Raw genomic sequence first — 19,159 nt, forward strand, 5'->3', positions numbered from 1 at the left:
TAAAAGGCGGACCCTGCGATGGCCTTGATATTTATTTTTTGACATTTGCAATCAGAACTCGGTTTCCACGCGCCGCAACAGATTGTACTCGTCGTCGATCATATGGATCTGCCGCCATTTGTCGAAGGTCAGGCAGGGGTGGGAGGTGGATAGGGCAATCATATCGCCTACGCCCAGGTCCGCATCGGCGGGAATTTCCATTGTGCAGTGCTGGTCCATGATCGCCGTTGTCCGCCAGTTGTGCGGAGCGGGGCGGGGCGCTGGCGAGCCCGGTCGATAGTACAGGCTCGCTTGTGGCAGCCCGGCATCAAAGGCCGCGTCCCGCTTGCCCAGACCCAGTATCGCCAGGCCCGCTTCCGGAAGCGACTGTACATAGGCCCAGACTTCCAGGCTGGACTGCAGATCGCCGTCCGGCATGGGTTTGCTGTGCAGCCGTTCCATCACCTGCCGCTGGGCTTCCCTGTAGATACCGCAGTCGTGAATCAGGTAGCAGCCCGGGCGAATCACCGGCAGCAGCCGCGGCTCGTCGCATTCGGTAAACACCTCGGCCACCAGGTCGTACCAGGCGGAGCCGGCGCCGGTCAGAATGGCCCGCTCGGTATCGAAGCATTCTTCTCGCAACAGGTCGATGCACAGGTCGCGCACACTGATCAGATGTTCGCGCACGCGGGCTTCGGCGTGCTCGCCGTGAATCAGGCCCTCGTAGGTTTCCACCCCGGCCAGCGCGAGTGCCGGCTGGGCCGCGACCGCGGCACAGACGGCTTCCACCGCTTCGCGGCTGCGGCAGCCGCAACGCCCGCCGGGTACGCCGATCTCGATCAGCACCTGCAGTTGCTGCCCGCGCGCGGAAAAGAATTCGCCCAGTTGCCGCACATTATCCGTGGAGTCCACCAGGCAATAGAAGTCCACCGACTCGTTGCCGGCCTCCGCCAGCAGGTCGCTGATCAGCTCCATATTCTGTCTGCCCACCAACTGATTCGCCATCAGCAGCCGGCGGATACCGGCGCGGGCGGCCGCGGCGGCCTGGGGGGCGGTGGCCAGGGTGATGCCCCAGGCACCGGCGGCTATCTGTTCGCGAAAGAAGGCCGGGGTCATGGTGGTTTTGCCGTGGGGGGCCAGCGCTACTCCGTAGCGGTCGGCAAATGACTGCATCCAGTGCAGGTTGTTGAGGAAGTGCGAGCGATAGACGACCGCGACGGGTAGCAGCAGTTCTTCGCGCAACAGGTTCAGCGGCGTGCTGGGTCCGGGGGAATCCTGTGGTGTGGCCATGGTGTACCTGTCGTTGTTGTAGTAGGGCGATGGAACTGCATGATAGTTTTTACCACAAATATTATTCAAGTATTGAAAATAACAAACACGATGTCTATACTCAACCGGATTTCGTATCATCAGGTTCGGTGTGCTCTGCGCACAAATACAGTTGTCGGAGCGGTAAGAATGCACAGCAACAGGAAACTCCAGTGAGTCACGAACCGGATATTGTTTCGCGCATTAATGCACTGTTCGACCACCTGCGGGATGCGGAACAGAAAGTTGCACGGCTGGTACTGGATGATATGGAGTTCGCCGCCCATGCCAGTATTAGCGAAATGGCCAAAAAGGCCGGCGTCAGCGAGGCGACCATCACGCGTTTTGCCAGGGCGGTGGACTGCAAGAACGTGCGCGACCTGAAGTTGCGCCTGGCACAGGCGCTGGCGGTGGGACAGCGCTTTTACACCGATGTGAAGGTAGAACCGGGCGGCATCTACGGCGTCTACGAATCCATCAAGTCGGCACTGGATCACAATGCCCGGCTGGTGACGGAGGATGTGGTAAAGCCGGCGGTTGAAACGCTGGCGCGCGCACGGCAGATCCTGATTTTCGGTGTGGGTGGCGGCTCCACGGTAATGGCGCAGGAGTGTCAGCACCGCTTTTTTCGCCTGGGGTTTCCGGCCACCGCCTATTCGGATCCGATGCTGATGCGTATGGCGGCTTCCACCATCGATGCCAACGATGTGGTGCTGTGCCTGTCGCTGGGCGGCTACAGCCCGGATGTGCAGGAGGCGGCGGAAATTACCCGCGAGTACCGGGCGCAGACGCTGGGGGTAACGGTGGAGGATTCCCCGTTGGGGCAGGTGGTGGATCACCTGATTCCCATCGAGCCGCTGGAGACGGATTATATTTTCAAACCCAGTGCATCCCGCTACGTGATGCTGGCGGCGATCGATGTACTGGCCACGGAGCTGGCGATCAGACACAAGCGCCGGAGCCGCGAAGCGCTGCGCCGTCTGAAACACACACTGGACAGGCACAAGCTGGGGCAGGATCGCCTGCCGCTCGGTGACTGACAAAACGGAATTTCGATGAGCTATGACACGGTAATACGCAACGCACAGATTGTCGACGGCAGTGGCGCTGCCATTTACCAGTCGGATATCGCCATTGTCGGCGATCGTATCGAGCGTATTGCCGAGTGTATCGATGGCCCCGCGGAGCGGGTGGTGGATGCGGAGGGTCTGCATCTGGCGCCGGGGTTTATCGATGTGCACACCCACGACGATCTCGAGGTGATCCTCCGCCCGCAGATGGCGGCCAAAGTCAGCCAGGGCGTGACCACGGTGGTGGTCGGCAACTGTGGTATCAGTGCCAGTCCGGTTTCCCTGCGCGGAGCGCCGCCGGATCCCCTCAACCTGCTCGGTGTCGAGGGCGACTTCCGCTATCCCCGCTTTGCCGACTATGCCGCCGCCGTGGAGCGCGCCCGCCCCAACGTGAACGTGGGTGCGCTGATCGGCCACACGTCGCTGCGCAACAACCAGATGTCGTCGCTGGATCGCAGTGCTTCTGAATATGAGTTGTCGGCCATGTGCGCGCAGCTGCGCGAGGCGCTGCTGGAAGGAGCGCTGGGCATGAGTTCCGGGCTCGCCTATGCCAATGCGCGCCACTCGGATACCAGTGAAGTGATGGCCCTGGCCATCGAACTGGGCCGGCTGGGCGGCGTCTATACCACACACCTGCGCACCGAGTTTGACCGGATTCTCGAAGCCATGGGCGAGGCCCTGGTTACCGCCCGAGAAGGGCGGGTGCCGCTGGTCGTTTCTCACCTTAAGTGCGCCGGCCGCGGCAACTGGGGGCGCAGCGGCGAAGTGCTGGAAACCCTGGAGAACGCCGCCGCGCAGCAGAAAGTGGCCTGCGACTGCTACCCCTATACCGCCAGCTCCAGCACCCTGGACCTGGCGCAGGTGGCGGCGGACGCGGATATTTTTATTACCTGGTCGGAACCTTTTCCCGACCAGGGCGGCCGGCCGCTGGCCGACATTGCACAGGACTGGAATCTGTCGCTGCTGCGGGCGGCGGAAAAACTGCAACCCGCCGGTGCCGTCTACCACTGTATGTCGGCGGAGGATGTGCTGAATATCCTCAGCCACCCGTTTACCATGGTCGGTTCCGACGGCCTGCCCAACGATCCGCATCCGCACCCGCGCCTGTGGGGCGCCTTTCCGCGGGTGATCGCGCATTATTGCCGCGAGCTGAAACTGTTTGAATTGCCGGTGGCCATTCACAAAATGACGGGGCTTTCCGCGCGGGAATTCGACCTGACGGATCGTGGAGAGATAAAAGTCGGCAATTATGCGGACCTGGTGTTGTTTGATTTCGAGCGTATCAAGTCCACTGCGGATTACCGGAATCCCCAGCGTCCGGCAAAGGGGATCGAAAGCGTCTGGGTCAACGGTGCGGTCAGTTACAGTGACGGTAGTGTACAGCCGGCGCGCAGTGGATATTTGCTCTCGCGCAGTCGCCAAGTGTTTCTATGAGGTTTCGGGCCCGGCCATGGAGTGGGCGTATATCACGCCGTGGCGAATGACCGCTGCATGAACTTTCTGTATGACCGCCTTCCATGGCGGTTTCGCACCGAAACCGGAATAACAATAATAGAAGTAGACTCACCGGAGGTTTCTATGACCATCAAACGTTACGGCGCCGAGGGCGGCACGGGCACCGGCGGGCAGCGCCTGCCTTTCTCCAGGGCCGTGGAGGCCGGTGGCTGGCTCCACGTCTCGGGGCAGACGCCGATGCTGGAAGGAGAAGTGGTTGAGGGCGGTATCGTCGAGCAGTCGCAACTGGCTATCGACAACTGCTTCGCGATCATGGATGAGGCCGGCTACTCGGCCGCCGATGTGGTTCACGTTACCGTTATTCTCACCGATCCGCGCTACTTCCAGTCCTTCAATAAAGTCTTCCGGGAAAAGTTTGGCGATCACCCCCCGGCCCGTATCTGCTCCGTCAGTGACCTGGTGGTGGATTGCAAGGTGGAAGTCGGCGTGGTGTGTTACAGGGAGGCGTAACCCCGCCATGGACTCGCGTTTCTTCCTTTCCATTTTTCTCGCCTATATCGCCTGCCTGATCGGGCTCGGTTGGCTGGCGTCCCGACGGCAGTGCAGCGGTGACGACTTCCTGCTGGCGGGTCGCGGCCTGCCGGTATTCCTGACCATCGGTACCACCGTGGCCACCATGGTGGGGACCGGTTCTTCCATGGGGGCGGTGGGCTTCGGCTACGCCAATGGCTGGACCGGCACTCTCTACGGTGTTGGGGGTGCCGTCGGTATCCTGTTACTGGCCTTCTGCTTCGCGTCCGTGCGCCGCCTGAATTTTGCCACCATGAGCGAGGAAATTTCCTACTATGTGGGCGCCAACCCACTGGTGCGGAGACTGGTGGCGGTGTTGATCTTTATCGCCTGTATCGGTTGGCTGGGGGCACATATTCTCGGTGGCAGCCTGTACCTGGCGTGGATTGCGGAAATCGACCTGTTTGCAGCCAAGCTGATCATCGCCCTGGGCTTTGCAATTTTCGTTGTGGTAGGTGGCTATCGCGCAGTGGTATGGACCGATACCCTGCAGGCCATTGTGCTGTTCGTCGGTTTTGTGCTGATGGCGGTGCTGGCCGTGCAGCAGGTCGGTGGCTGGGAATCGTTGCTGGCGGCACAGTCGGGGCCGGGTACTTCGACGGCTTCTGAAAATACCGGTGGAATATTACATGGGGTATCGCTGGTGGTGGTGATTGCCGTGGGTGTGTTGGCCACGCCGTCGTTCCGCCAGCGCATTTATTCGGCCCGCAGTGAACAGACAGTGCGCCGGTCCTTCCTCGCTTCCGGTATCCTGTATCTGTTTTTCTGCGCTGTGCCGGCCATTATCGGCATGGCGGCTTTCGCGCTGAATCCGGAACTGGATAACCGCAACTTCGCCTTTCCCTATCTGGCCATGGAGGTACTGCCCCTGGGGGCGGGAATGGTGGTATTGATAGCCGGCCTGTCGGCGACCATGTCCAGCGCCAGTTCCGACGCCGTGGCCGGGGTGACGGTACTGGTACGCGACCTGTCTTTTGTTTTTCGCAGCCGGGCGATGGATCCGCAACGCGAGATTTTCTACTCCCGCGCGGGGCTGGTCGCAGTCATCGGTATCGCCCTGCTGCTGGTGGCACTGTCCGACGACCTGATCGGCTATATCACCGCGATGATTTCCACGGTGATGACGGGTCTGTGTGTCTGCGGTCTGCTGGGTCGTTTCTGGACGCGTTTCAACTGGCAGGGGGCCGTTGCGGCATTGTCGGCCGGTGCTGTTGTATCGCAACTGGTGATCTGGACAGCGCAGGATTTCTGGGGTAATCCGGCGCTGCCTTCGCTGGCTGCGGCACTGGTGGCGGCGGTCGGAGTCAGTCTGGCCACACCGTCGGAAACGATAGACGCCCGCGAAGCGCTACAGATACTGCAGCGTGAGCGGCGGGGCAGACTGGCGCCGTTATCGGGGCAGCAGTAGAATCGAGGTCACTGTTGCGGGTCCGCATTGCGGTCCCGTTCGATTTGTGACGATAACAACGAGTTCCCCCATGAAAAGAGGTCTGCTTATCCTGTTGAGCTGCGCTTTTGCCAGTTTTTCTTCCGCCGAAGAGTTGACGATCGAAAGATTGTTCTCCGACCCTGCTCTGGGCGGCACTGCGCCCCGCGAGCTGAAATACTCGCCGGACGGCCGCCGGGTCACCTTTCTGCAGGGCCGCGAGGAGGACTACAACCGCTATGACCTGTGGGAATACAACATCGCCGATGGCGAGACCCGCATGCTGGTGAACGCCGATTCCCTGCACAAAGGGGAAGAGGTGCTTTCCGATGAGGAAAAGGCGCGCCGCGAGCGCCAACGTATCTACGGCAGCGGTATCATGGAGTACACCTGGTCCGGCGATGGCGAGGCGCTGCTGTTCCCACTGGCGGGTGATATCTACCACTACGACCTCGGCAATAAAAAGGCGCGCCGCCTGACCGAAACCGAAGCCTTCGAAACCGACGTGCGCGTGTCGCCCGGGGGGCGCTACGTCTCTTTTATCCGCGACCAGGATATTTTTCTCGTCGATCTGGAAACCGGCAAAGAGCGCCGACTCACCACTGATGGCGAGGGCCCGATCAAGAACGGCATGGCCGAATTCGTCGCCCAGGAGGAAATGGATCGCATGACCGGTTACTGGTGGTCACCGGACGATCGCCATATCGCCTACCTGCGCGTGGACGAGTCGCCGGTGGACGAGGTGACCCGCAGTGAGATCTACGCCGATCGCATCGACCTGATCCAGCAGCGCTATCCTGCCGCCGGCCGGCCCAATGTCAAAATCCGGCTGGGTGTGCTGGACCTGGATTCCGGCGAAACCCGCTGGATCGATTTGGGCGACAACGAGGATATCTATATCCCGCGGGTGAAATGGGCCCGCGATAACCTGCTCAGCTACCAGCGGCAGAGTCGCGACCAGCAACGACTGGACCTGCACCTGTTCAACCTGGACAGCGGCGATGACCGAGTGGTGGTCGAAGAGCGCAGCGATAGCTGGATCAATCTCAACAAGGACCTGCGTTTCCTCGAAGACAGCGATCACTTCATCTGGGCCTCCGAGCGCGATGGCTTCAAGCATCTGTATCTGTACGATCTGGATGGCGGGATTGTGCGCCGCCTGACCGATGGACACTGGGCCGTGGATGCGCTGGAGGCCGTGGATGAAGAAAATGGCAAACTCTACTTTACCGGCCGCCGCGATACGCCGATGGAGCGCCATCTCTACACGGTCGATCTGGACGGGCAGGGCGATAACCTGCCGCAAAAGATTTCCCGCCGCGCCGGTATGCACGGTATCGAATTTGCCGAGGATGCATCCGGCTATATCGACCAGTTTTCCAATACCACCACACCGCCCCAGGTCAGCCTGCACCGGGCCGATGGCGAGCAGGTGACCTGGCTGGAAGAAAACGCCGTGGTCGAAGGCCATCCGCTATATCCCTACAGGAAAGACTGGATAGCGCCGGAGTTCGGTACCGTAAAAGCGCCACAGGGACACCAGCTCTATTACCGCATGTACAAGCCGGCGGATTTCGATGAAAACAAGCGTTACCCGGTATTGGTCTACCTGTACGGTGGCCCACACGCCCAGCTGGTAACCAACAGTTGGGATCGCGCTTTCAACCAGTATATGGCACAGCAGGGCTATATCGTCTTCACCCTGGACAACCGCGGCTCCGCCCATCGTGGCACTGAATTTGAAAACCCGATCTTCCACCGCATGGGCAGCGTCGAGGTGGAAGACCAGGTCACCGGAGTCAGGTTCCTGCGCTCACTGCCGTATGTGGACGGTGAGCGTATCGGCGTCTACGGCCACAGCTACGGCGGTTATATGGCGCTGATGACCATGTTCAAGGCCGGCGACTATTTTCAGGCCGGGGTTTCAGGCGCACCGGTTACCGACTGGTCCCTGTACGATACCCACTATACCGAGCGCTATATGGGCAACCCCAACGAGGTGCCGGATGCCTACGAGGCCTCATCGGTATTCCCCTACAGCGAAGATCTGAAAGGCCCGCTGCTGATCTACCACGGTATGGCGGACGACAATGTGCTGTTCACCAACACGACCAGGTTGATCAAGCAATTGCAGGACCAGGGCAAACAGTTCGAGCTGATGACCTACCCCGGCAAGAAGCACAGCCTGCGTGGCAAAGAGACCCGGATCCACCAGTACACCATGATTCGGGATTTCTTCAACCGCCACCTGAAAGCAGCGTCGGATTGACAGGTCTCTTTCAAAAAAACCGGGCGCTGCCCGGTTTTTTAATGGAGTGACAATGGACCACCAAAAGTTCCAGGAAAACATTCCCGACGTCCGCGACGGCCTCACTCGCACAGAGCGGACAGTTTTACATGTACTGGACGAAACCCAGCGCGAACGGGGCGGCCGGAGCGTGCCCACTGCAATGCTCTATGGGCGGGTGGTGGAATATGTGGATATGAGTGAGGCCGAACTGAAAATGTACCTGGACAGACTGGGTGTGAAAAAGTGACATATTAGTCGTCTCAAAATTGTTTTGACCAAAGTCCACCCTCCGGGCCGTCATCCCGGACTTGATCCGGGATCCAGCGGAGGTGCCCCGTCGGCCTGGATTCCGGAACAAGTCCGGAATGACGATGGCATGGAGCGAATACAGGACTCGCCCGTTGTTAAAGGAACCTGGACAACTGTTAATACAATTATGAGACCCTTAATAACCCGGCCGTTTCCCCATCCTGGGGCCATCAGGGCTTATGCTCCCCCTATCCCTTTCTTGAGGGGATCGAAAGTCGTTTGAAGTCGATGCTAACGGTCGACTTTCAACGGATATCGCCCGACTCTCGCACCAGATTGAACAGCCAGTCCCCGAAGGCCCGGATGCGTTCTGCCCGCGGCGAAGACTCATCGTATAAAAAACTGTAACGGATACCGTTTTCGATCTGGTAAGGGAAAGGCTTGACCAGGCTGCCCGCTTCCACCAGTTGCTTCGACAGCGTCAGGGAACCCAGGAAAATCCCGTGTCCGGACATTACCGCGCTCAGCGCCACATCCAGGTTGCTGACCCTGAGCCACCTGATTTCTTCCGGCACGAAATCCACACCGGCGAGCTTCAGCCAGGTTTGCCAGTCCGCCGTGTGCCGGTAAGCCGCATCGACCAGCAGGCAGTCCTTGACCTTGTCCGGGGTGGAAAGATCCATATGCTCCAAGAGGTGTGGTGTGCAGAGTGCCACCAGGGGATCCTCGAACAGTATTGTCTGGTGCAATTCCGACTGTTCAAAAAAGCCGAAGCGAATGGCCACATCCATATCGCCGTGCCTGAGGTCCTCCTGTTTGGTGGACACCATGACCCGCACATCGATTTCCGGATGCTGCCGGTGGAATTTCCACAAATTGGGCATCAGCAGCATGGTGGCCAGGGACTGGGTAGTGGTGACATTGAGGGTGCCGGCAAGCGGTTCGGTCTGGATCTGGTGGACACCGTCGACAATTGCCTCAAATCCCCTGTTCAACTGCCCGGCCAGGTGCCGGCCCTTGTTGGTGGGCTCCATATTGCGACCGCGGCGGATAAACAGCTTTACCCCGAGCACCTCTTCGATCTGGCGGATCTGCTGGCTGACCGCAGCCTGGGTTACGTGCAGCTCGTCTGCGGCCCTGGAGTAGCTATGGTGGCGCGCCGCAGCCTCGACACAGCGCAGGGCCCCCAGGTGAGACAGGATTCTTTCCATAAGGTTTTCTTATAGTTTGTTAAATAATGGATCGTTCGTACGCCGGCCCGAACGCTGGAAGAATAGCGCTCGTGATCAAGTCCACGAGGAGAACGAAAGATGTCGGTCAACAACGATGCTAGCAACAGATTATGTAGCGGTGTAGAGACCAATGTCCACAATGAGCAGAAACCGGCGCGGGGGAAGGCGGAGTTGCGCCGCCGCCTGGAGCATCTGCTGCGGCAAATCGCACGGGCACTGGATCTGGAGGGACGGTCGCAGTTCAAATAATCACAGATTATCGGTTCTTCAATTTGTCCGGCGTTGTGGCGCCCTTTGCCTGTTGTAGTGCTCCGTGGCTGTGGCAATCGTCTGCCGGGGCTTCCTATACTGTTGGCCTCGCCCAGGCAGCTTCAACTCTCCACCTCGCAAGGAGGCCTCCGATGACACTGTGGAAGCCCGACCCGTCTTTTTATCCGTCCGCGAAAATGGCGATGCAGGCGCCGGCCGAGCGGCACGCCTATGTGGCGGCACTCAACCCGGACGGTGAGAATAAACCCGATGCCATCTGCGTAGTGGATCTCGATCCGGATTCCGGCAGCTACAGCCAGGTGGTACACCAACTGGAGTTGCCCAATATCGGCGATGAGCTGCACCATTTCGGATGGAACGCCTGCAGTTCGGCACTCTGCCCCTATGCGCCACACCCGCACCTGGAGCGCCGCTATCTCGTGGTTCCGGGTCTTCGCAGCTCGCGTATCTATATCATCGATACCAAGGCCGATCCCCGCAGGCCGGAGATTGTCAAAACCCTGGAGCCGGAGGAGGTGATGGAGAAGTCCGGTTACAGCCGCCCGCACACGGTGCACTGCGGGCCGGACGCCATTTACATCTCCGCCATGGGATCGAAAAACGGCGACGACGGGCCCGGCGGTATCTTCCTGCTGGATCATTTCAGTTTCGACGTGATCGGCCCTTGGGAACTGCACCGCGGCGACCAGGAACTGGCCTACGATTTCTGGTGGCACCTGGCGGAGGATGTGCTGATCAGCAGTGAGTGGGGCAAGCCGTCGCAGTTTGAAAACGGCCTGGTGCCGGAAGACCTGCTGGGCAATAAATACGGCCACCGGATTCACTTCTGGGATCTGCGCAAGCGCCGCCTGCAACAGAGTATCGATATCGGCAAAGAACACCAGATGCTGCTGGAGCTGCGCCCGGCCCACGATCCCACAAAACAGTACGGCTTTGCCGGCGTGGTGGTCAGTACCGAGGATCTGTCGGCCTCGGTCTGGGCCTGGCGGCGCCGGGGCGGGGAATGGCAGATGGAGAAAGTCATCACCATTCCACCGGTACCCGCGGAAGAGGATGTGCTGCCGGAGGCGCTGAAACCCTTCAAGGCGGTGCCGCCGCTGGTCTCGGATATCGACCTGTCCCTCGACGACCGTTTTCTCTACGTAGCCTGCTGGGGCACCGGTGAGCTGCACCAGTACGACGTCAGCGATCCGTTCAAGCCACAGCTCACCGGCAAGGTGGAGATCGGTGGCGTCGTCAACCGGAAGGGGCACCCCAAAGCCGAGGGCGAATTGCTGGGCGCGCCGCAGATGGTGGAAATCAGCCGCGACGGTCGCCGTGTCTATTTTACCAACTCTCTCTACAGCAGCTGGGACGACCAATTCTATCCCGGTGGCATGAGCGGCTGGATGGTGAAGGTCAATACCCGTCCGGACGGCGGTATGGACATCGATCCGGACTTTTTTGTCGACTTCGGCAAAACCCGCGTACACCAGGTAAGGCTGGAGGGGGGCGACGCCTCCACCGACTCCTACTGTTACCCCTCGTGACGCCCTGGCTGGCGATGCTCGCGTTCGGCGCTTTTCACGGTCTGAATCCGGGAATGGGCTGGCTGTTTGCCCTGTCGCTGGGACTGCAGCAGCGCAGCGAGCGTGTGATCTGGTATTCACTGTTGCCGATTGCCGCCGGCCACGCCGCGGCGATTGTCGCCGTGGTACTGCTGGTAATGGCGGGCCTGCGCTTCGTGCCGCTGGAACTGGTGCGCTGGCTGACGGCGGCCGCCCTGCTGGCACTGGGAATCTACAAGCTGTTCAATTACTACCGCCACCCGCGCTGGGTGGGAATGAAGGTGGGCGCGCTCGATCTCTTCTGGTGGTCCTTCCTGATGGCCACTGCCCACGGCGCCGGGCTGATGCTGGTGCCGGCGCTGCTGGGCGTGGCCGACGGGGCGGACAGCCATCGCGGCCACGCGGGCATGGCCGCATCCGCAAACGGCGCCATGTTGCTGGCAGTCGGTGTGCACACCCTGTCGATGCTGGTTGTCATGGGCAGCTGCGCCTGGCTGATCTACCGCAAGTTCGGGCTCGCGGTGTTGCGACAGAAATGGATCAACTTCGACCTGATCTGGGCGGTGGCGCTGTTGCTGGTGGGTATCGTTGCGCTGCTGATGGCCGGCTCGGCATAGATGCCTGCAGACCGTTTGCCAGTATACCGACTCCCCCGATAGATTTTGCCCCTATTTTGCGCTATCAATCCGCTGAGGTTGGATCAACCATTACAAAGCCAGGAGTCACGCATGACCAGATTACCAATTTCCGTTCTCGCAGTCCTGCTCGTCGCCACTCCCGTTCTGGCGCAAAAGCCGGATTCTGCCGACAAGGGCAAACCCGATCGGGAGGAGATGGAAACACGCCGGGAGGCGATGAAAAACAGGGCCGCAGACGAAGCCGCGAAGCGCCGCGAGGCGGCCGTCGAAAAACGTGCCGAGGCCGAGGAGCGCCAGCGGAAAACAGAGGAGCACCGCCGGGAAGCAGAGGAGCGCCGCGGGGAAGCGGAGAAAAAAAACGACGAGATAAGGCATGAGATGAATCGGGCGTCCGAAGCGAAAGAAAAGGCTGTCGGGGAAGACGCTGCAGCAGCGGAGAAAAAGCACGGGAAGCAGCGGCGCAAAGGGGAAAAAGAGCGCAGTGGCCTGGAAAAACAGGCGGAGAAAAAGTCCGCGCAGGTCCACAAAGAGGCGGATAAAGGTTCGCAGCAGGGACAGGAAGCCCGTGAGGAGAACAGCAAGAAGTGGTGGAAATTCTGGGAGTAGCCCGGCATTGAGCCATAACCGCTAAACCGCCGCCGCCCGCGGGCGGCGGCCATCCAGCCGCGCGGGGCGCTTTATTGCCCCTGCGTGGCGCCGAATACCTGTCCGATCAACACACTGCCCCGTGCAACCGGGTCTTTCCGAATCAGCGTTTCCGCTTCACCGATACGGCCGAAGAGCGTGGTCATGCTGCTGTCGATCACATGGCTCTCCAGGTCCATGTCGGGTTTGTTGGCGATGGGCAGGTTTTCGTAGATCGACAGCACTTCCCGGTACTGATCGTAGAAACCGGTTTTGCGCAGGTTGGCTTCCACAATCGGCTGGTAGCGCTGGCGCAGGGCATTTTCGGTACGGCCGCGGAAGTAGTCTGTGGCGGCGGTGTTGCCGCCGCGCACGATACCCAGGGCGTCGTCGACGCTCATGCCGGTAATCGCCCGCTTGAATACCGGTGCCGCCTCGGCCACGGCCTGTTCCGCGCCGCGGTTCATGGCGTTTTCCAGTTGGTCCACATGGCTGCCGAAGCCCAGCTGGCGCATGCTGTCGGCCAGCGGCTGGACCGATGCCGGCAGCCGCAGGTGGAAGGCGCCGGTCTGTGACAGGCTGCTGCTGGCGCGGTCGGTGCTGGTGTGCAGGACCTCCTTGATACCGCCGGCGATTCGGGAATCGGTATCGTAGCCCGCGTTCCTGGCCACCTGGTTGCCCACATCGACCCAGGGGGCCACGGCATCCATATTCTGGCAGCCGGCCAGCGCCAGCATCCCGGTCAGTAGCCAACAGTGTTTCATGGGGAATTCTCCTCGGTTGCAGATGCGGCAATGCTACCGCATCTGCCCGGGGCGGGAAGTGACGGGTTTCCCCTTCCCGAGGAGCCGGTTTTTGAACGCTCAGTTGCAGTGGCTTTCCAGCTTCAAAAGCGGGCCCTGCCCGGTTTCCCGGGAGCTGATATCCACGCCGTCGGAGCCGCTCTCGGGGGCGATCACCAGCCCGGTGTTGCCGCCGGCGAGCCAGCTGTCGATCAGGCCGGACGATTGCAGGTCGATCTGGCGAGTGCCGGTGGAGGAGGGGACAAAGGTGGCCGCCCGGGGGCCGAGCATGTCGGCGCCGCTGATGGAATTCCAGGTAGCCGATTCCTCCTGCCAGTCGCTGTTTGCCAGGTAGATGCCGTAGCTCTTGTCCGAGCGGTTGGTGATATCCAGCTCCAGGGTGGCGTTGCTGTAGCTGGAGCAGGCCAGGTCCGACAGGTCGAACTTGACCAGGGTGTAGAGTTCCCCGTAGATGAAATCCCAGCCGTCCGCGAGCAGGCCGTCGCTGTGGCCGTCAAAGTTATCGCCGCTCCGGTAGGAGGAGACAAACACATCGTCGCTACTCACGCGGGAGAGCTGTTGGCCGCCGCCGGAACCGTCGCAGTCGGCATCCACCCGGATGACCGGGCTGAGGCCCGTCTCTTTGGAGGTCATGTCCACGCCGTTGCTGCCGCCCCGCGAGGCGATCACCAGGCCGGTATTGGCGCCGTCCAGCCAGTCGTCGAGCAGGCCGGGGGATTGCAGGTGGATGGCGGCGATACCGGTGGAGGAGGGCGTGAAGCTGGTGGCGAGACCGCCGAGAATGCCGCTGCCGCCGACGGAATCCCAGGTGGCGCTGCCTTCCCGCCAGTTGCCTGCGGCTCGGTAGATGCCGTAGTTGTCGCCGGAGACGTTGGTGATATTCAGCTCCAGGCTGGCGCCGTTGATCGAACAGCCCGCCAGTTCGGACAGGTCGAATCGGATCAGCGTCATCATCTCGCCGAAGGTGCTGTCGCTGCCGTCCGCCAGCAGGCCGTCACTGTGGCTGTCGAGATTGGTGGCGCTCTGGCTGGAGGAGACGAATACATCGTCGGTCGCTGCCAGTGCAATGTCCGGGTCACCGTTGCCGGAACCGCCGTCTATCACGCTGCGGTTGGCGCTGTTGCGGGTGATGGTCACGGCCTCGCCCACCTGGTTGGCGGACCACCAGTTGACCCCGGCCGGCAACAGCAGCGGGTCGGCGTCGCGCTCGGCGCGGCTGAGGGTGGCGGCGGAGCTGTCGAACTGCGCGGTGCGCACTACCAACTGGTCGGGGCGCACCTGGATCACCTTGAACTGCTGGATGCTGGCCAGGTCGATGGTCCAGGATTTCGGGTCGTTGGCGGAGCGCGCCGGTGCGCCCCAGCTGCCCTCGCCGGTATAGACGGTGCCGCCGCTGGTGGTTGCGGCAAAATCGTTGCCGTCGGGAATCAGCGACTGGGTCAACTTGGTCATATGGGTGTCGGATTCCACCACCAGGTTCACGGCGTAGTCGTAGAAGGATTGTGCCCACCAGCCGAACAGGGTTTCGTTTTCCGATTTGCCGGTGTAGTGTGGGAACATGGGCTTGTGGTACTGGGCCAGGCGCCAGTCCGCGGCGCTGCCGGAAGCGGACAGGTCGCTCTGCAGCCAGTTGTTCATGGCCTGGGCATAGGAAGACCAGCCGCTGTCCTTGAACTGGCTGTTGAGGGTGTAGATGCGTAGCAGCGGGGAAACCTGCACCGCGCCGTAGGTGTCGTGTGGGTTGCAGTTGCCGTCGTCGTTGAAGTCCACACCGAAAACCTGGCAGAGGGTGGAGTAGTTGCCGTCCTCGTGGTTGCCGTGGGTGGGAATCAGCGGGTAGATGCGCTTGTAATCGTAGCCATCGATCTGGTCGCTGGAATAGGTGAGCGTCCAGTCGTCGAGAAACGCATCCATTTCCCAGGCGCTGTTTGCGTTGGTGAAGTCGCCGCCGTGCATTACGGCAAGCGGGCGCACCTTGGCCAGCAGGCGGTTGCCTTGGCGGCGGTTGGTGTGGCCGGTGCGGGTGTCGCCGCCGGCGACCACCACGTAGGGATCACTGTCGGCCGGTGCCGTCCGGAACCAGAAGCGCTGGCCGCAGCCGTCCTGGTCGCAGACGCGGAAATAGATTTCGGAGTCCGCATTGAGATTGGAAAGCCGCACGAAGTGGCTGGTAATAGAGCCGTCAAAGGTTTCGGTATTGTCCACCTGCGCGGAAGACCAGCTCCCCTCGTCGGTGGAGTAACCGTATTTCACTGTGGGGTTGTTGCTGCTGCCGTCGGGAGAAAAACCGATGACCGCGCTATTGCTGCCGTCGCCGTCCCAGCTCAGGCGATGGTGTTTGGTCGCGGCGGAAATATCGGCGGCGACCAGGCATGCCGACGCGAACAGCATACCTCCGAGAAACTGTCTCATGGGAGACTCCTCAAGGAAATTTGAACAGTGGTTGTGCGTTTGTGTTTATTACTCAACTCAAGTTTCGGGGTTCAGTTCAGGGAGCTGGAGCGGGGTGCGCCTTTCTGGGACACGCCGTAAATACATCCCTGTAGGCTTGTCTGCGAGGTCCCTCTCGCAGACAGTCCCAGAAAGGCGCACCCCGCTCCAGCTTGTGCCAATCGTAGGCACCACGAACTCTGAAACTCGAGTTGTTCAAGTTTCGGGGGTAGTTTCGACACTTGAATTATTACTGCACACTCATTATTTCCGAAGTTGATGACAGGCTTTTGAAGCGTCGGCCACGAGGCGCACAAATGCCGCATTGCGGTACGGAATTGTGACCTGTTCCCCGGCGATAAAATCGATGGCTACGGCGCCGTGTTTCAAATGGCGGTAAACGCCTTGTAAAGGTTTCTCGCCGTCGCGGGTCCAGTAATCGCCGCGCCGGGTTTTTGGAAAATAATCGGTATCGATCAGCGGGGCGCCTTCCTTTGCCTGCGGATATAGCAGTGTCTGCAATTCGGCGCTGGCGGGCAGGCGCCAGTTGTCGGTGCCGCAGAGTCGTTCGCGGTTGCTGCGGCGGATCAGGTCGCGAGTATCGCAGCGTTCCTCTTCGAAATAGCAGTCGCCGTTGTTTGGAACCCCGAAGTCCTCCCGATACCAGGAATAACTCCAGTCACCGTGGTGGATACCTTCGTCGTCGGTTTTCACTTCCCACAAAAGGCCGGTGCGGGCATCGCAGACGCAGGCCCAGGGGCCGGACCAGGCGCCCATAGCTTCGCCGTTGCGATCGATCTTGCCCAGGTGGTATTCCACCGGTGTGGGCGGGGGTTGCTGGTGCAGTATCGCGACGAGCAGCACGCAGGCCGGCGGGGCGAATAACAATAGGGCGCGGCGCCACATAAGATCACTCCAGCTCCAGCCGGATGGGCCGGTTGTGGCGGGTATGTGCCACCTGGGCGCGATCGAAAGCGGACACCCATAGACAGGTGCCGGTGTGAATGGCCACGTCTTTTGCCGAACCCGTATCCAGCGGGCGCGCCAGTTCCAGAGTCCAGCGCCCGTCCCGCCAGCGCGCGCGGGCGCGCACATCGGCCCTGTCGCCCTCGAAGCGGTTGGAACTGTAAATCACCGAGGGCATCAGCGTGCCCTCCGGGAAGTCATCGTTCTCCGCCGCATAGGGAGCGAAATCGAACCAGGGAATGACCCAGTCGCTATCGCCTCCGGCGCTCTCGTAGCGCGCCAGTTGTTCCGCCAGGCGGGGCAGGCGTTTGGGAATCACGGTGTCGGGCCTGTACCACTGCCAGTTCATTACGTAGGAACCGGATTCCTTGCCATCCTTCCGGTAGCCGGCGGTGTAGCGGCGCCGACCGGGCCGCCGGATATCCGGCGGGCCGATAAAGTTGTCGTCGGCGAGATACATATCGTTGGTACGCACGGCCTTCCAGTGCCAGAGATCGTGAATCCGGTCCGAGTCGCTGTAGTGGTAGCCGTGGCCGTGCCAGTTGGCCGGTTTGTTGTCGAGCGGTTTGCGGCCCAGGTGCGCGGTGCCAGCGGCGCCGAAGTCGCAGGCGTCGGACAGCAGCACGGCGAACTTGTCCTCGTAGTAGCGGGTTTCGTCGAAGCGGTGAAAACCGTCCTGCTGTACCTGCCAGCCGTTTTCGGTTTTCCGCAGTGGCAGGTGTGTCAGGCTCTCGGTGGGATCCCGCCAGGAAATCAGGAAATAGATTTCCCGGGTATTGTGCAGGGCGCGCAGTGTGACCGGGGTGTTGCCGTTCGCGAAGTTGGCGCCGCCCTCTGTGCTGAGAGTCAGTGGCTGTGCACTGGTCCACTCGGTTTCGTCCGCGGCGCCGTCGATATGAATCGGCGTCGACACGGAAACCCTGAGCACAGGCAGGGAATGCTGCGCGCTGCCGGCAATAAAATGCCAGCCGCCGAGCACCACACCGGTGGCGACAGCGGCGCTCGCCAGCAATCGCCCGCCGGGTTGGCGGGTGGGGCGCAGGATCAGCAGCAGCGCGCGCCTGCCGTACTGCAGCAGATAGCTGCCGCCATGAAAAAACAGATAGAGCAGCATACCCAGCGCGGCGGCAAAGTGCAGTTCCCGGGGCGAGCCCAGCGCCGCGGTATCGGACAGAAGGAGCCAGCCGCTGGCCAGCGAGACTGCCAGCACCGCGCAGCCGCCCCAGATCACGCAGCGGTGATAGTCGAAGTTTTTCCAATCCAGTGAGCGAAAGCCACCGCGGATTAGCGTGTAGAGACGGAACAGCAGATAGGCGCAGGCGATGGCGGTGAGGGCGCAGGCCCCGAGGAAATGCAACTGGTGGACGCGGCCGTCGGGCAACAGCTCGGCGATCTGAGCGATGGCTGGTCTGCGCAGGGTGGCAATGCGCAGGCCGCTGGACAGGTTCACCAGCAGCGCGAGAACGGCAGCGGTGTGGAAGAGTATCCAGAGGTTGCTCTTGGAATACTTCGTCACGGCGGAGTCCCAAAAAGTCACCACGTTAGCGGCCCAGTATGGCAGCTTTATGAAGCGGCTCCCTGTGCTTTATCACTCTGGTTTCGGGGGTGTGAAAGTGACTATCGATGCCGCGAGCTGGAGCGGGGTGTGGACTTCTATCGCAGCGGGGAGGGGTGGCGTATCGCCGATCGCGTGCTCAGTTTCCAGACACCTTCCGGCGGCTGGCCGCAGAGCTTTCCCCTGCGCGGCGAATACCACGACCTGGTCACTTTCAACGACCGTCGTCGTCAGCAATCTGCTGCGCATCGTCAACGCCGTCGCCAGTGGCGATGCGCGCCTCGGTTTTCTCCCGGAATCGCTGCAGGCTCAGGCGCGGGACGGCCTGCGGCCCGGGCCTTCGAGCCGGTGGCCATGGCCACATCGGAAAGCGCCGACCTGCTGCTGTTCCTGATGGCGCTGGAGCAGCCGTCGGACGAGATCAAGCGGACAATAGTGAGCGCTCACAAGTGGTTTGCTGCGCACCGGATCCGCGGTTACCGCTGGGACAGGGGTGAGCATGACTACAAGGAACTGCTGGCGGATGTGGATGCGGACGCGCTCTGGGCGCGCTTCTACGAAATCGGTTCCGGTCGCCCGGTATTCGGCGACCGCGACGGCAGTGTCCACTACCGGCTGAGTGAGATATCCGCGGAGCGCCGGCGCGGCTACGGCTGGTATACGGAGCACCCGAACAAGGTCCTGAAGCGCATCGCGGATTGGCGGCGGAAGCATCTGGGCAGGTGATTCCGGGCCGGCCGCTGGCGG

General features: G+C 61.2%; 17 protein-coding genes. 11 read left to right on the forward strand and 6 right to left on the reverse strand.

The genetic code is table 11. The features are described from left to right. Positions 1-51: 51 nt before the first annotated feature. On the reverse strand, positions 52-1,269 hold the full coding sequence (locus tag OQE62_RS04025; RefSeq protein ID WP_265720710.1) for an amino acid deaminase: 1,218 nt from the start codon (positions 1,267-1,269) through the stop codon (positions 52-54). A gap of 191 nt (positions 1,270-1,460) precedes the next feature. On the opposite strand from OQE62_RS04025, the gene OQE62_RS04030 reads away from it, so the two are divergent. From OQE62_RS04030 to OQE62_RS04055, 6 genes are all read left to right on the forward strand, one after another. Then, entirely contained in the window at positions 1,461-2,327 is an 867-nt protein-coding gene (locus OQE62_RS04030; protein WP_265720711.1) for a MurR/RpiR family transcriptional regulator, read from the forward strand. A gap of 15 nt (positions 2,328-2,342) precedes the next feature. Next, positions 2,343-3,791, forward strand: coding sequence for an N-acyl-D-amino-acid deacylase family protein (locus tag OQE62_RS04035; protein WP_265720712.1), 1,449 nt, complete (start codon positions 2,343-2,345; stop codon positions 3,789-3,791). 144 nt (positions 3,792-3,935) lie between these two features. Beyond that, on the forward strand, positions 3,936-4,322 hold the full coding sequence (locus OQE62_RS04040) for a RidA family protein (protein ID WP_265720713.1): 387 nt from the start codon (positions 3,936-3,938) through the stop codon (positions 4,320-4,322). A gap of 7 nt (positions 4,323-4,329) precedes the next feature. Continuing rightward, a complete protein-coding gene (locus OQE62_RS04045; RefSeq protein ID WP_265720714.1) occupies positions 4,330-5,790 on the forward strand; it encodes a sodium:solute symporter family protein in 1,461 nt (486 codons plus the stop codon). Between the two features lie 70 nt (positions 5,791-5,860). Next, entirely contained in the window at positions 5,861-8,077 is a 2,217-nt protein-coding gene (locus OQE62_RS04050; RefSeq protein ID WP_265720715.1) for a S9 family peptidase, read from the forward strand. Between the two features lie 52 nt (positions 8,078-8,129). Continuing rightward, positions 8,130-8,345 carry a hypothetical protein gene (locus OQE62_RS04055; RefSeq protein ID WP_265720716.1) on the forward strand — a complete coding sequence of 72 codons (216 nt, stop codon included), beginning with the start codon at positions 8,130-8,132 and terminating at the stop codon, positions 8,343-8,345. A gap of 307 nt (positions 8,346-8,652) precedes the next feature. On the opposite strand, the gene OQE62_RS04060 is transcribed toward OQE62_RS04055, so the two are convergent. Further along, a complete protein-coding gene (locus tag OQE62_RS04060) occupies positions 8,653-9,558 on the reverse strand; it encodes a LysR substrate-binding domain-containing protein (protein ID WP_265720717.1) in 906 nt (301 codons plus the stop codon). A 99-nt stretch (positions 9,559-9,657) separates the two neighbouring features. Here OQE62_RS04060 and OQE62_RS04065 point away from each other — a divergent pair, with 99 nt between their 5' ends. From OQE62_RS04065 to OQE62_RS04080, 4 genes are all read left to right on the forward strand, one after another. Continuing rightward, positions 9,658-9,828: a hypothetical protein gene (locus tag OQE62_RS04065; RefSeq protein ID WP_265720718.1), complete on the forward strand. Its 171-nt coding sequence runs from the start codon at positions 9,658-9,660 to the stop codon at positions 9,826-9,828. Between the two features lie 152 nt (positions 9,829-9,980). Beyond that, positions 9,981-11,378 carry a selenium-binding protein SBP56-related protein gene (locus OQE62_RS04070; RefSeq protein WP_265720719.1) on the forward strand — a complete coding sequence of 466 codons (1,398 nt, stop codon included), beginning with the start codon at positions 9,981-9,983 and terminating at the stop codon, positions 11,376-11,378. Next, the gene (locus tag OQE62_RS04075) at positions 11,375-12,013 is read left to right on the forward strand and encodes a hypothetical protein (protein WP_265720720.1); all 639 of its coding nucleotides are present in this window, start codon (positions 11,375-11,377) and stop codon (positions 12,011-12,013) included. Before OQE62_RS04070 ends, OQE62_RS04075 begins: the two co-directional genes overlap by 4 nt. A 78-nt stretch (positions 12,014-12,091) precedes the next feature. Then, entirely contained in the window at positions 12,092-12,640 is a 549-nt protein-coding gene (locus OQE62_RS04080; RefSeq protein ID WP_265720721.1) for a hypothetical protein, read from the forward strand. 71 nt (positions 12,641-12,711) lie between these two features. Here OQE62_RS04080 and OQE62_RS04085 read toward each other — a convergent pair whose 3' ends face one another. The 4 genes from OQE62_RS04085 to OQE62_RS04100 form a co-directional block, all read right to left on the reverse strand. Next, positions 12,712-13,422, reverse strand: a complete 711-nt coding sequence (locus OQE62_RS04085; protein WP_265720722.1) for a DUF4197 domain-containing protein — start codon at positions 13,420-13,422, stop codon at positions 12,712-12,714. A gap of 99 nt (positions 13,423-13,521) precedes the next feature. Then, positions 13,522-15,873: a DNRLRE domain-containing protein gene (locus OQE62_RS04090; RefSeq protein ID WP_265720723.1), complete on the reverse strand. Its 2,352-nt coding sequence runs from the start codon at positions 15,871-15,873 to the stop codon at positions 13,522-13,524. Between the two features lie 282 nt (positions 15,874-16,155). Beyond that, positions 16,156-16,797 carry an Lcl C-terminal domain-containing protein gene (locus OQE62_RS04095; protein ID WP_265720724.1) on the reverse strand — a complete coding sequence of 214 codons (642 nt, stop codon included), beginning with the start codon at positions 16,795-16,797 and terminating at the stop codon, positions 16,156-16,158. A gap of 4 nt (positions 16,798-16,801) precedes the next feature. Beyond that, positions 16,802-18,373, reverse strand: a complete 1,572-nt coding sequence (locus tag OQE62_RS04100; protein ID WP_265720725.1) for an ethylbenzene dehydrogenase-related protein — start codon at positions 18,371-18,373, stop codon at positions 16,802-16,804. Between the two features lie 129 nt (positions 18,374-18,502). Between OQE62_RS04100 and OQE62_RS04105 the strand changes: the two genes are divergently transcribed. Continuing rightward, entirely contained in the window at positions 18,503-19,138 is a 636-nt protein-coding gene (locus OQE62_RS04105) for a pectate lyase (RefSeq protein ID WP_265720726.1), read from the forward strand. The last annotated feature ends 21 nt before the right edge of the window (positions 19,139-19,159 follow it).

Origin of the sequence: Microbulbifer halophilus, from assembly GCF_026183675.1 — a bacterium.
GTDB lineage: Bacteria > Pseudomonadota > Gammaproteobacteria > Pseudomonadales > Cellvibrionaceae > Microbulbifer > Microbulbifer halophilus.